At 71.1% G+C, this 12,347-nt stretch carries 13 protein-coding genes; 9 read left to right on the forward strand and 4 right to left on the reverse strand.

The genetic code is table 11. From position 1 onward, the window contains the following. Positions 1-89 precede the first annotated feature (89 nt). From LY40_RS11560 to LY40_RS11570, 3 genes are all read right to left on the reverse strand, one after another. On the reverse strand, positions 90-1,133 hold the full coding sequence (locus LY40_RS11560) for a DUF418 domain-containing protein (protein WP_258936813.1): 1,044 nt from the start codon (positions 1,131-1,133) through the stop codon (positions 90-92). Between the two features lie 151 nt (positions 1,134-1,284). Further along, a complete protein-coding gene (locus tag LY40_RS11565; protein ID WP_258936814.1) occupies positions 1,285-1,866 on the reverse strand; it encodes an HAD family hydrolase in 582 nt (193 codons plus the stop codon). Beyond that, the gene (locus LY40_RS11570) at positions 1,863-2,828 is read right to left on the reverse strand and encodes a threonine aldolase family protein (RefSeq protein WP_221213135.1); all 966 of its coding nucleotides are present in this window, start codon (positions 2,826-2,828) and stop codon (positions 1,863-1,865) included. Before LY40_RS11570 ends, LY40_RS11565 begins: the two co-directional genes overlap by 4 nt. Positions 2,829-3,043: 215 nt before the next feature. Between LY40_RS11570 and LY40_RS11575 the strand changes: the two genes are divergently transcribed. The 7 genes from LY40_RS11575 to LY40_RS11600 all read left to right on the forward strand — a co-directional run bounded on the left by LY40_RS11575 (position 3,044) and on the right by LY40_RS11600 (position 8,656). Continuing rightward, a complete protein-coding gene (locus LY40_RS11575) occupies positions 3,044-3,577 on the forward strand; it encodes a SigE family RNA polymerase sigma factor (protein WP_183781610.1) in 534 nt (177 codons plus the stop codon). Beyond that, complete coding sequence (locus LY40_RS11580; RefSeq protein ID WP_258936815.1) at positions 3,570-4,265, forward strand: hypothetical protein; 696 nt, start codon at positions 3,570-3,572, stop codon at positions 4,263-4,265. Before LY40_RS11575 ends, LY40_RS11580 begins: the two co-directional genes overlap by 8 nt. Positions 4,266-4,373: 108 nt before the next feature. Further along, positions 4,374-4,961, forward strand: a complete 588-nt coding sequence (locus tag LY40_RS11585) for a TetR/AcrR family transcriptional regulator (RefSeq protein ID WP_183781614.1) — start codon at positions 4,374-4,376, stop codon at positions 4,959-4,961. Between the two features lie 221 nt (positions 4,962-5,182). Further along, positions 5,183-6,610, forward strand: coding sequence for an adenylosuccinate lyase (purB, locus tag LY40_RS11590; RefSeq protein ID WP_183781619.1), 1,428 nt, complete (start codon positions 5,183-5,185; stop codon positions 6,608-6,610). 48 nt (positions 6,611-6,658) lie between these two features. After that, entirely contained in the window at positions 6,659-6,769 is a 111-nt protein-coding gene (locus tag LY40_RS26510) for a putative leader peptide (protein ID WP_372497739.1), read from the forward strand. Between the two features lie 63 nt (positions 6,770-6,832). Next, on the forward strand, positions 6,833-7,789 hold the full coding sequence (locus tag LY40_RS11595; RefSeq protein ID WP_183781622.1) for a sulfite exporter TauE/SafE family protein: 957 nt from the start codon (positions 6,833-6,835) through the stop codon (positions 7,787-7,789). A gap of 114 nt (positions 7,790-7,903) precedes the next feature. Then, positions 7,904-8,656, forward strand: a complete 753-nt coding sequence (locus LY40_RS11600; protein WP_258936816.1) for a DUF2334 domain-containing protein — start codon at positions 7,904-7,906, stop codon at positions 8,654-8,656. Positions 8,657-8,889: 233 nt separating this feature from the next. On the opposite strand, the gene LY40_RS11605 is transcribed toward LY40_RS11600, so the two are convergent. After that, complete coding sequence (locus LY40_RS11605; RefSeq protein ID WP_183781625.1) at positions 8,890-9,525, reverse strand: MBL fold metallo-hydrolase; 636 nt, start codon at positions 9,523-9,525, stop codon at positions 8,890-8,892. Between the two features lie 134 nt (positions 9,526-9,659). Here LY40_RS11605 and LY40_RS11610 point away from each other — a divergent pair, with 134 nt between their 5' ends. Continuing rightward, positions 9,660-11,129, forward strand: a complete 1,470-nt coding sequence (locus LY40_RS11610; protein ID WP_258936817.1) for an aldehyde dehydrogenase family protein — start codon at positions 9,660-9,662, stop codon at positions 11,127-11,129. Between the two features lie 279 nt (positions 11,130-11,408). Next, positions 11,409-12,104 (forward strand): hypothetical protein, encoded by a 696-nt coding sequence (locus LY40_RS11615; protein ID WP_258936818.1) that lies wholly within the window; start codon positions 11,409-11,411, stop codon positions 12,102-12,104. Positions 12,105-12,347: the final 243 nt, after the last annotated feature.

The following is a 12,347-nucleotide window of genomic DNA, read 5'->3' on the forward strand; positions in this document are numbered from 1 at the left end:
GAGCCGTCCGCACTCGATACCCGCTGCAGGCGGTGCCGCCCGTACTCGGCTCCGGGTGTAGCCGGTGCCTGCGGTCAGCGCCCGCGCGTTCAGCGGCGCATCGGGGCGCGTTGCCACCAGGTCAGACACCGCCAGAGCCATTCGGCCGGGCCGTAGCGGAAGGAACGCAGCCACAGTGTGCTCCACACCGCCTGCAGGGCCAGGATCGCGACGGTGAGAACGATGAGCTGCGCCCAGTCCTCGCCGCTCTCGATGCCGACCAGCGGGCTCAGCAGGAGAAACAGCACGGTTTGGGTGAGGTAGTTGGTCAGCGCCATCCGGCCCATCGGGGCGAAGACCGCGGAGATGACCGTGCCGGCAGGCGTGCGCAGCAACAGCAGGAGACCGCAGCAGTACGCGAACGCCGTGGCGATCGCCGCCGCGACCGGCAACAGGTTCACACCGCCGCCGGGACCGCCGATGACGTTGACGTACGGCAGGTCCGCGCCCGTCAGCTCGAGGTAGGCGTAGAGCCCGGCCAGGCATCCGAAGACCCCGAATCCGGTGGCGATCCTTCCGGTCCTGGCGGACAGGGCCTCGGGTGCACCGAGCACGGCGAGGGCGTAACCCAGTGCGAGCAGGCCGGGTATCGGCCCGTAGCCGAGGATGAACTGGGAGCCGAGGAACAGCAGCACGATCGCGACGATCAAGGCCGCACGCCCTCGCAGCAGACTGAGCGGGAGCAGCACGACCAGTCCGAGCGCGGCGTAGGCGGTGAGCACCTCACCGGGGTGGAACACGAAATGCACCGCGCCGATCGCGAAGAGCACCAGCAGGCGGCGTGCCAGTACCAACCTCGGCCGTTCGCTACGGGTCGCCGCCCTGGACAGGAAGATGCCGAACCCGACACCGAACAGAGTGGCGAAGATCGGCAGGAACCGTTCGTAGAACAGCAGCTGCACGACCGGCGGCATCGCGGCCGGTCCTGTTTGCCCGCCGGGGCCGCCGAAGACGACTTGCTGGTAGATGTTGACGACGAGGATGCCGCACAACGCGAATCCGCGGAGGACGTCGAGCTCGTCGATCCGCGCGTGGCCGGAGTCGACTGAGATTCGCCGGCTGTGGTGGGGATGTGTCAGTCGACCCTCACTCATCGCGGAAGGCTAGCAGGGCACATCACCCGGTGAGAGCCGGTCGTCGCCCTTCGAACAGGCCCGCCTTCGTCCGTGACCGTCCCCTGTGGACCGCGGCACGGATCGGTTGCCGTGTCCGGCGTTCCGCACGAGGATTCTTCCTGAGGCCCACCTACAGCAGCATCGACTTGGCGATTTCCGCGCCGGGCCAGACTTCGGCGCGCAGACCTGCCATGCGGGCGGCGTCGACGTTGCGCCGGCGGTCGTCGAAGAACAGGCAGTCCCCCGGCGCGCAGCCCAGTCGCTGCACCAGTAGCCGGTAGATCTCCGCGTCGGGCTTCGCCATGCCGACGTCGCCGGAGAAGATCAGCTGCTCGAAGTTCCGCGTCCACGGCTGCTGCTCGGCGTGCCGCGCGAACGACGCGGGCGCGTTCGACAGCACCGCCAGTCGCCTTCCCGACTCGGCCAGCGCTTCCACCAACCGTTCTGCGTCCGGGTCGAGCTGCGACCAGCCGCGCGCGTCGATCGCGGTCAGCTCATGTACCGCCTGGACGTCGACCGCCGTGTCCACGGTGTCGGCGACGGCCTGCCAGTAGGCGACGTCGCTGGCGCCGCGGTCGTACGGATCGCGGTGTGCCCAGTAGGCGGGTTCGAACGTCGCGGGCGGCACGTCGAGTCTGCCTGCCAGCTCCGGCAGCGCCGTCGTCCTGCGGCACAGCACCTCGCCGTAGTCGAACACCACCCAGCCGGTCATCCGCGTTCCTCCCTGATGCGCCGCAGCGCTTCCTCGACGTCGTCGTCACTGACATCGCGGTGCAGCACGAACCGCACCTTCCCGGCCATCGGCAGCGCCAGGATTCCCGAACCGCGAAGCCGTTCCAGTGCGAGCGCCACGTCCGGCACCGCGGCGAGCAGGATGTTCGTCTGCGGCTCCTCGACGTCCCAGCCGAGCTCGGCCAGCCCGGCGGCGAGCGCCCTGGCGTTGGCGTGGTCCCGCTCGAGGTCGTCGACCCGGTCCAGCGCCACCAGGCCCGCGGCCGCCAGCACACCGCCCTGGCGGACGCCACCGCCCAGCATCTGCCGCATCCGCCGCGCCCGTTCCACGAACTCGGCGGTACCGGCGACGACCGAGCCGACGGGTGCACCGAGGCCCTTCGACAGGCACGCCGACACCGAGTCGACGCCGACCGTCAGCGCAGCGGGCGGCAGGTCGAGCGCCGCGGCCGCGTTCCACAACCGGGCACCGTCGAGGTGGACGTTCAGACCACAGTCGCGGGCGGTGGCGACCAGCTGCGCGTGCTCCTCGGGCGGGGTGACCGCGCCGCCCGCGGCGTTGTGGGTGTTCTCCAGTGACAGCAGCGTCGTGCGCAACGTGTAGTACGGGCCGTTCGGCGGGCCCACGGCCGCGCGAACGGTGGCGGGGGTCGGCCTGCCGGGGCCGGCGTCGTGATCGACCGGGTCGGGCATACCGCCCGCGAGCCACGCCGCCGAGCCGAGCTCGTTGGCCAGCACGTGCGCGCCGCGCGGCGCGAGGAACCGGTCGCCGCGCTGCAGCTGGAGCGACAGCGCGATGAGGTTCGCCATGGTGCCGCTCGGGGTCCACAGGGCGGCCTCCATGCCCAGCATGTCCGCGGCGCGCTCCTCGAGGCGCACGATCGTGGGATCGGTGTCGATGACGTTGTCACCGACCTCGGCGCCAGCCATGGCCGTGCGCATGGCCTCGTCGGGCGTCGTGATCGTGTCGGAACGGAGATCGATCGGGGCGGGGGATCCGGAGGTCACGTTTCGATCACATCACACGTCGGTGGGTGGCCCGAAGCAGGGCTCACCGATTCGTGACGAAAAATGTCGCGCGGGCGTGCAACCGTGTAGGGAACAGGTGCCGTCTACCGAGGCACGAACAACTGAGGAAGCAACCGGAGACCTACCGCGTGGACCCCCGCGACGAGCAGGAGTTCGCGGCGTATTTCGCCGCGAAGCGAGACTCCGTGCGCAGAACCGCGTACATGCTCTGCGGCGACTGGCACCGGGCGGACGACCTGGCACAGACCGCGTTCGTGGCGCTGCATCGGCGCTGGCGGAAGGTCCGTGACAGGGAGGCCCTCGACGCCTACGTCCGCAAGACGCTGGTTCGGGCGGCGATCGACGAGTCACGGCGCCCGTGGCGGCGGGAACGGCAGACCGAGGATGGTTCGGACCTGCCGGAACCGTCGGCGCCCGGCGCGTCGGCCACAACCGACCCGCTGGGCGACCGGGTGGCGACACGGGAGGACCTGCTGGCCGGGCTGCGGCAGGTGCCGTCGAGGCAGCGAGCCGTGCTCGTCCTGCGGTACTTCGATGGTCTGGACGTCAGCGGCGTTGCGGGCGTCCTCGGTTGCAGCGAGGGCAACGTCAAGAGCCAGACCGCCCGTGGACTGGCTGCGTTGCGCAAGGCGCTCGGTACGGAGGTGGACGCGCATGGATGAACGGGAACTGGGCGAACTGTTCCGTTCCGTGCCCGGGCAGCCGCCGCCGCCGTCGTTCGACGAGTCCGACGTCGCTCACGCCTCGCACCGGATCACCGTGCGCAGACGCGCGATCGCGGGCGGTGCCGCGGCGGCCGTCGTGCTCCTCGGGGGCGGCGGTGTGGTCGCGGGTTCGATGCTCGGCGGCGGTGGCGGCGGGAACGTGGTCGCCGGGTCGGACAGGTCCACCACAGGAGGGACACAGCCGCGCATCGCGCAACCCGGTGACGGCGGGTCGCGTCCCCAGAGTGGCCAACCGGGCATCCAGGGACTCCCGTCCGACGAGCCGAAGCAGGGCGGCACGGCGGACGGGGATCGCACCCAGCGGTGCGATCAGGTCGACCGGGAGCTCGCCACCGCCCTCGCTGGCGAGCTCCCGGTCACCGCCTCGGACGCCTCGCCCGGACGCTTCTGCCCCGAGGGCACGACGTCGGCGTCGTTCCGCGTGAACGGCTCCGCGCTGACGGCCGTCCTCGTGCCGGAAGGCACGCAGGTGCAGCTGCCCGGCGAGCTGTCGGACGCGGAGACGGCCGAGCAGAACACCGCGAGCGGGTCGACGTTGCTGCTGCTCAACGAACCACTGACGCGAGCGGACACAGACGGTCCCGACGTCGACCGGATCGCCAAGCGGGTCGCGGGCGAGCTGTAGCGAACCACCGCCGACGAGAACCCGGGGCCGCGCGATTCCCGCCGTTCGTCGGAGACTCCGACGGATACGTCCCATCCGCGCGCCCGGCGGCTGGCACACTTGCGCGCTATGACGTCCGCGAGCACGCCGAAGGGTGAACGTCGTCGTAACGCCCTGGTCAGGGCCGCAGCCGAGCTGTTGTCCGAAGGCGGGTTCGACGCCATCCGCCACCGCGCCGTCGCCGAACGTGCCGGCCTCCCGCTCGCCTCGACGACCTACTACTTCGACTCGCTCGACGAGCTCGTCTCCGCCGCGACCGAACACCACGGGCGGACCGAACTGGCCGCTGGCCGCGCCCGGCTCGCCGACCTGCCGACCGCTGACCGCGGCGTCGACACCGTCGTCGACCTCGTGCTGGACCAGCTGCTCGGTGAGGACCCGGCGTACGAGGCCGTGCTGCTGCGTTACGAACGTCTCGTCGGCACGGGCAGGCGCCCCTACCTGCGGCCGCTGATGCGCACGCTGTCCGGCGAGCTGCGCGAACTGCTGGCTGAGATCCTCGTCAAGTCCGGTCTCGACGCCGACGAACGCCGCATCGAGCGGATCATCGCCGTGGTCGACGGGGCCGTGGTCAACGCGCTAATCGCCGTCGACCCGGACCCGCGCGGTGCCGCGGCCCGCATGCTGCGCGACACACTGGCCTCCGACACGGCCTGACCGGCACGGCCTAACCGGCACGGCCTAACCGGCACGGCCTGACCGGCGCGGACCGGCCCTGCTCCCGGGCGCGACGGCCGCGGCGCCGGTCGAGCACGGCGGAGTCGCCCGACGCCATCTCGCCGCGCGCCGCCGCGGACACCGCACGGCCAGGCGGCCGGAGCCGGCCCTTCAGGCACCGTGATTGGGTTGTGATCTGTGACTCCGGCTAGCCTGGCGGAGTGACCGACAAGCCCGCCATCCCGAACGTGCTCGCCGGCCGCTATGCGTCCCGTGAACTCGTCGCACTGTGGTCCCCTGAACAGAAGGTCCGGCTCGAGCGTGAGCTCTGGCTCGCCGTCCTGAAGGCTCAGGCCCAGCTCGGTGTCGACGTGCCCGACGGAGTGATCGCCGACTACGAGCGGGTGCTGCCCGACGTGGACCTGGACTCGATCGCCGCGCGGGAACGCGTCACGCGCCACGACGTCAAGGCGCGGATCGAGGAGTTCAACGCCCTCGCCGGGCACGAACACGTCCACAAGGGCATGACCTCGCGCGATCTGACGGAGAACGTCGAGCAGCTGCAGGTCCGCCGGTCCCTCGAACTGCTGCGCACCCGCACGGCCGCCGTCCTCGCCCGGCTCGCCGAACTGGCGACCGAGCACTCCGAGCTGGTCATGGCGGGCCGGTCGCACAACGTCGCCGCGCAGGCCACGACGCTGGGCAAGCGGTTCGCCACGGCCGCCGACGAGCTCCTCGTCGCCTTCGACCGGCTCGACGACCTCATCGCGCGCTACCCGCTGCGCGGCATCAAGGGCCCGGTCGGCACGGCGCAGGACATGCTCGACCTGCTGGGCGGCGCCGACGAGCTGGCCGACCTCGAGCAGCGTGTCGCGGGGCACCTCGGGTTCGACCGCGTCCTGGACAGCGTCGGCCAGGTGTACCCGCGGTCGCTGGACTTCGACGTCGTCTCCGCGCTGACCCAGCTCGCCGCGCCGCCGTCGAGCCTGGCCAAGACGATCCGGTTGATGGCAGGCAACGAGCTGGTCACCGAGGGCTTCCAGCCGGGGCAGGTCGGCTCGTCGGCGATGCCGCACAAGATGAACACGCGTTCGTGCGAGCGCGTCAACGGCCTGGCCGTGGTGCTGCGCGGACACCTGTCGATGGTCGGGGAGCTGGCGGGCGACCAGTGGAACGAGGGCGACGTCTCCGACTCCGTGGTGCGCCGCGTCGCGTTGCCGGACGCCTTCTTCGCGCTCGATGGGCTGCTGGAGACACTGCTGACGGTGCTGCGCGAGTTCGGCGCGTTCCCCGCGGTGATCGACCGCGAGCTGAACCGCTACCTGCCGTTCCTGGCCACGACCAAGGTGCTGATGGCCGCGGTCCGCGGCGGGGTCGGCAGGGAGACGGCGCACGAGGCGATCAAGGAGAACGCGGTCGCGGTCGCGCTGGCGATGCGGGAGGGCCAGGCCGACAACGACCTGCTCGACCGGCTCGCGGCCGACGATCGGCTACCCCTCGACCGGGCGAGTCTCGACGATCTCCTCGCCGACCGGTTGTCGTTCACCGGCACGGCGTCGTCGCAGGTCGAAGCTGTCTCCGTGCGGGTGGCGGATGTGGTGAAGCGATTCCCGGAGGCGGTCGAATACGAACCGGCGCCAATCCTGTGATGTGGGAGCGGGTAGACCCGATCGTGACCTTCTGCAACGATCGAGCGAGTGGGCAGTCTCGGGTGCGCGTGTATACCGCCGGCGTCGCTACGGCCGCTGGTGCAGCGCAGGCACATCGACTTGCTCCGGGTGAGCTCCGCCCTGTGCCGTCACCGCTGACGCCAGTCCCTGTCCCATCCCCGGGCCGTTCCGCGCCCGTCAACAGTCACGTCTGAGGTCGGCATGCAAGCGCTCCTGTTCTTCGGGATCGCCGGGTTCCTGGCACAACTCGTGTCCGGCACGCTCGGCATGGGCTACGGCATGACGTCCACGACGGTGCTGATCGCCGCGGGCACGGCACCGGCGATCGCGTCGGCGTCGGCGCATTTCGCCCAGGTCGGCACGTCGTTGGCCTCCGGTGTGTCGCACTGGAAGTTCCGCAACATCGACTGGCGCACGGTGAGCATCCTCGCCGTGCCCGGTGCGATCGGTGCGGCGATCGGCGCGTTCGCGCTGGTGGCGATGTCGACCGAGGTCGCGGGTGCGTGGATCAGCGCGTTCCTGTTCCTGCTCGGTCTGTACGTGCTGGTGCGGTTCGCGTTCCTCAAGCTCGGCAAGCTCATCACCGACAAGCGCCCCGGTGCGAAGTTCCTGGCCCCGCTCGGGTTCGTGGCCGGTTTCGTCGACGCGAGCGGCGGTGGCGGCTGGGGACCGGTGGCCACCACGACGCTGCTGTCGTCGGGACGTCTCGAACCGCGGAAGGTCGTCGGCTCGGTCAGTGCGGCCGAGTTCGTCGTGACCGTCGCCGCCTGCCTGGCGTTCCTGATCGCGCTCAAACAGGAGGGCATGAACTGGCTGGTCGTGCTGGGTCTGCTGATCGGCGGGGTGGTCGCCGCGCCGATCGGGGCGTGGCTGGCGCACCACATGCCGCCGCGGGTCCTCGGCACCGCCGCAGGTGGGCTCATCATCCTGGCCAACGCGTGGATGCTGCTGAGCAACCTCGGACTGCCGCACTCCGCCATCGTGGTCTGCTACGTCGGTCTGGCGGCGCTCATCGTGGCCGCGCTGGTGACGTCGATCCGTTCGATGCGGGAGGAGAAGCGCATCAACGCGCTCGCGGGCGAGGACATGGGCGACTCCGACGACGAGGAGCCCGTCACGAGCCGCCGGCAGGACCAGCCCGCCACCGACCGTTCGTAGCCGGCGCTCGTCACCCGTCGCGGTGACCCGGCGTGCCCGTTCGTCGGTGGCGTTTCACCGCGGGCTCACCCGCGCGCCCTCACGCGGTCATTCGCGACCGGTTTCGTGGGTCTCGTGGATGCCTCGCTGCTGGTCTCCCTGTCCGGGCCGGGTTCGCGCACGCTGGAGGGCTGCGCGGCCCTGGCCGACGAGCTCGATACGCGCGGCGTGCCGTTGACGCTGCTGTACACGCCGGGTGGCTCCCGTCGCGCGGCCGAATGGGTGCGTGCGCGTGCCACGCGGGGCGACGCGGTGGCGCTGCACGGCTACGACCGCCGCGTTCCCGCCGAGTTCGCCTCGCTGCGCGGTCACGAGGCGGGGCTGCGGCTCATCGCCGCGACAGCGGCGCTCGACGCCGAAGGCCTGCGCACCGACGTGTTCGCCCCGCCGCGCTGGCGGATCACCCCCGAGGCCCGCGACGCGCTGCGCCGCCACGGGTTCGCCGTGTGCGCGGAGGAGGCCGTGGTGCGTGACCTGCAACGAGACGGTCTCGTACGCGGGCGCGTGCACCGGGTCGGCCGAGTCGAACCCGCGGGGATGCGCAGGACGGCGGTGCGCCGCGGTGCGGCGATGCTGCCGTCGTGGGCGTCCCGGTCGGTGACGAGGCCCGCCGTCGAGTCGGGGGACGTCACCGCGGTGGTGCGGGCCGCACGGCGAGGCGGGCTGGTGCGGCTCGCCGCCGACGCACTCGATCTCGCGACGGCTCGCGGCAGGCGAGCCGTGCTGGAGGCCGTCGACGCGGCCGTCGAGGCCGGCGCCCGCCCGCGGACCTACGCCTCGCTGGGAACGTCGACGTCCGGCGTGCGGCCGTCGCCCGCCGGCGCCTGAGCGGTCGCTCGGGGTCGCGGCGAGGGGCGCCCAGTGGCCGGGAGCCGCCCCAGTGCATCTTCAGGGCGTTGAACACAGCCACGCGTCAGCGTGTCGGTGAGGGGTGGCGGTCGGGTCCGCGGGCGGGCGCCCCAAATCTTCCCCTCGCTGTCGCGCCGGCGTGCCGTCGAGGGGCGGTGGCCGCCGGCGGGAGGGGCCCGAATTCCCCTCACGACACAGAGGCGGCCGTTCCGTCACACCGTGGTCTGCTCGGCTTTCGGCAACACCCTGACCTCGGTGCCGTCCGGCGCGAGGTTGGTGAACAGTCCGTGGTGCATCGCCGGGTTGGCGAGCACGGCCTCGTGGATCGGCACGGCCAGCCGCGGCGCCACGGCGCGGAGGTAGTCGACGGCTTCGCCCGCCTTGAGCCACGGTGCCGCGGTCGGCAGGCCGAGGACGTCGACCTCCTGGTCGGGCACGAAGAACGAGTCGCCGGGGTGGTAGAAGGCGCCGTGGTCGACGAGGAATCCGACGTTGGGGATGACGGGGATGTCCTTGTGGATCGTCGCGTGCTGGCCGCCCACGACGTTCACCGCCGCGCCGCCCACGTCGAACGCGTCGCCGGGCTGCACCGTGTGTGAATCGAGGTCGACCTTGGCGACGGTGTCGCGCGATCCCGGGTCCGTGACGAGCTGTGCGCCGGGGTTGGCGGACAGGAGGCTCGGCAGCTTCTCCGTGTCGACGTGGTCGTAGTGCTGGTGGGTGATCAGCACGGCGTCGAGATCGGTGAGGTCCTCGAACCCGGAGGAGAACGCGCCGGGATCGATGAGGATCCGTGCTCGGTCGGTCTCGAGCAGGACGCAGGCGTGTCCGTAGTGGGTGACGCGCATCGATGGCTCCTCCCGCGGGGCGGCTGGTGCGATCGCCACGATATCCGCCCCTGTCCGGTCCGCAGGTGCAGGAACGCACACGATCCCTAGTTGGCACATTGCCAGTAACAGCGGCGTGGACGTACTCTCGGGGCATGACGACTGTGCTCACCGGCGAGACGTTCGAATCGTTCAACCCGGCCACCGGCGAGGCCGTCGGCACCTACCCGGTGCACACTGCGGAACAGGTCGAGGCCGCCGTGGCGAAGGCGCGCGAGGCCGCCGCCTGGTGGGACTCCCTCGGGTTCGCGGGCCGCGCAGAACGCCTGGCCGCGTGGCGCTCCGCGCTGGCCAAACGCATGCCGGAGCTCGGCAGGATCATCACCGAGGAGACGGGCAAACCGGCCGGTGACGCCCAGCTCGAGCTCGTCCTCGCCATCGAGCACCTGGCGTGGGCGGCCAAGCACGCGCGCAAGGTCCTCGGTCCGCAGCGCCGTTCACCGGGGCTGTTGCTGTCGAACCAGGCGGCCAGCGTCGAGTACCAGCCACTCGGCGTCGTCGGTGTCATCGGACCGTGGAACTACCCGGTCTACACGCCGCTCGGTTCGGTCAGTTACGCACTCGCCGCGGGCAACGCCGTGGTCTTCAAGCCGTCCGAGTTCACACCGGGCGTGGGCAAGTGGCTCGTCGAAGCGTTCGCCGAAGCGGTGCCGGAACACCCGGTGCTGCAGCTCGTGACGGGCCTCGGTGACACGGGAGCCGCGCTGACGAAGGCGGGCGTCGACAAGATCGCGTTCACCGGGTCGGCCGCGACGGGCAAGAAGGTCATGGCGTCGGCGGCCGAGACGCTGACGCCCGTCGTCATCGAGGCGGGCGGCAAGGACCCGCTGCTCGTCGACGCCGACGCGGACCTCGACGCCGCCGCCGACGCCACCGTCTGGGGCGCGTTCTCGAACGCCGGGCAGACATGCGCGGGTGTCGAGCGCGTGTACGTCCACGAGCGCGTCTACGACGAGTTCGTCGCCAAGGTCGTCGCCAAGGCGGAGGACGTCGACGCCGGTGAGCAGTACGGCCCCATGACGATGCCGGCACAGCTGGACATCGTGCGCAGGCACATCGAGGACGCGCTGGCCGCCGGTGGCAGGGCGCTGGTCGGCGGCGCCGGTGCGGTGGGCGACCGGTACGTGAAGCCGACCGTGCTCGTCGACGTGCCCGAGGACTGCTCCGCCGTCCGCGAGGAGACGTTCGGTCCGACCGTGACCATCGCCAGGGTCGCCGACATGGACGAGGCGATCGACAAGGCCAACGATTCGGCCTACGGCCTCGGCTCGACGGTGTTCTCGAAGGCACGCGGCATGGAGCTGGCGCGGCGGCTGCGCACCGGTCAGACGGCCATCAACGCACCGTTGTCGTTCGCGGGCATCGCATCGCTCCCGTTCGGCGGCCGTGGCGAGTCCGGGTTCGGGCGTATCCACGGGCCGGAGGGGCTGCGGGAGTTCGCGCGGCCGAAGGCGATCGCCCGGCAGCGGTTCACCGCCCCGATCGCGCTGACCTCGTTCGCGCGGTCGAAGAAAACCGAGGCGATCGTCGGCAGGCTCATCGCGAAGCTGCACGGCAAGGGCTGATCTGCGCCCTCGGCCGGCGCGGGGTGGCCGCCGTCGCCGCTGTTCTGGCATGCGTCCCCGTTGTTCCTGCGACCGCGGCGGCCGCTCGCCGCGGTCGGGTGTGCCAGGTCGCGGCGCGCGCTTCGGTGGTGCGGCTTCCGCGGCCCGTCATCCGCAGGTGCCCTGGATGTCGGGTAGCCGCGGCGCATCCCCGGAACGGCGTTTTTCGGGCGGATCGTGTGTTAAGAAGTCCCGGGTCGCAGCCACCAGTGGCAGCCACAGCAGCGAGGGGGATGGCGCATGAACCAGCCGTATCCGGGCGGATATCCGCAGCAGCCGGGTGGTCCCGGCCAGTTCGGCCAGCCCGGGCCGTACGGGGCTCCGGGAGCTCCGGGAGCTCCGGGGTACGGATACCCGCAGGCGGGGTTCGCCCCGCGGAAGCCGAGTACCGCGATGGCCTACGTCACGGCGATCGCGTTCCTGCCGGCCGTCGTGATCCTGTACATCTCGGCGACGGTGTCGACCGACTCCTCGCTCGGCAGCGAATTCGCCGCGTACATGCGCATGACGTTGACCGGCCTGGCGTTCGTGGACATATCGACCGACATCGTCGACGCGATCATCGCGGTGACTTTCTCGTATGCGTCGACCCTGCTGCTGTTCGTGGGCCTGCTGTTCGCCCGGCTCGGGTTCGCACGGTGGATCGCGGCCGGATTGGGGTTTCTCGGCTTCGCCTACTACCTGTTCGCGCCGATCAAGTTCACGCTGATCGGCTACGAGATCGCGGTGGAAGGGCAAACGTACGAAACCGAGGTGCCCTTCGAGTACATGATCTTCTCGGTGATCGTTGCGGTCGTGCTGCTGGCCGCGTCGATCATGGCCGTGCTGCCGGCGACCGGTTGCGCGATGCGCGGGGGCAAGCCGAAACAGCCGCAGGCCCCGCCGGGCTACGGACCACCGGGCTACGGACCGCCCGGCTACGGCGCCGGCTTCTGAGTCCGCCCGACCGCGTCCGCTCGACGTCGGGTCAATCCCACCCGCCGCCTAACCCGTGCCTGCGTTGCGGCCGCGCCCGGTCGTAACCCGCCTGCCCTCACCGAACGCGGAGACTCGATAGCTCTCGGTTACAAGACAACTGTCGTTGTCCTCCGAACCGGTGAGTCCGGCACTTCCGACGCAACCGACGGAATAGGCATACGTCTCCCGACGTAGAAGCCGGTGCCGACCGGCGGGGCCGAG

The organism is Prauserella salsuginis (genome assembly GCF_024648885.1).
GTDB classification, from domain to species: Bacteria; Actinomycetota; Actinomycetes; order Mycobacteriales; family Pseudonocardiaceae; genus Prauserella; species Prauserella salsuginis.

Excerpts from the sequence above, each read along its gene's own strand:
- LY40_RS11595 (WP_183781622.1), top strand. The coding sequence starts at position 6,833 with ATGCAAGCGCTCCTGTTCTTCGGGATCGCCGGGTTCCTGGCACAACTC.
- LY40_RS11615 (WP_258936818.1), top strand. The coding sequence starts at position 11,409 with ATGAACCAGCCGTATCCGGGCGGATATCCGCAGCAGCCGGGTGGTCCC.
- LY40_RS11565 (WP_258936814.1), bottom strand. The coding sequence starts at position 1,866 with ATGACCGGCTGGGTGGTGTTCGACTACGGCGAGGTGCTGTGCCGCAGG.
- LY40_RS11605 (WP_183781625.1), bottom strand. The coding sequence starts at position 9,525 with ATGCGCGTCACCCACTACGGACACGCCTGCGTCCTGCTCGAGACCGAC.
- LY40_RS11610 (WP_258936817.1), top strand. The coding sequence starts at position 9,660 with ATGACGACTGTGCTCACCGGCGAGACGTTCGAATCGTTCAACCCGGCC.
- LY40_RS11580 (WP_258936815.1), top strand. The coding sequence starts at position 3,570 with ATGGATGAACGGGAACTGGGCGAACTGTTCCGTTCCGTGCCCGGGCAG.
- LY40_RS11570 (WP_221213135.1), bottom strand. The coding sequence starts at position 2,828 with ATGCGCACGGCCATGGCTGGCGCCGAGGTCGGTGACAACGTCATCGAC.
- LY40_RS11560 (WP_258936813.1), bottom strand. The coding sequence starts at position 1,133 with ATGAGTGAGGGTCGACTGACACATCCCCACCACAGCCGGCGAATCTCA.
- LY40_RS11585 (WP_183781614.1), top strand. The coding sequence starts at position 4,374 with ATGACGTCCGCGAGCACGCCGAAGGGTGAACGTCGTCGTAACGCCCTG.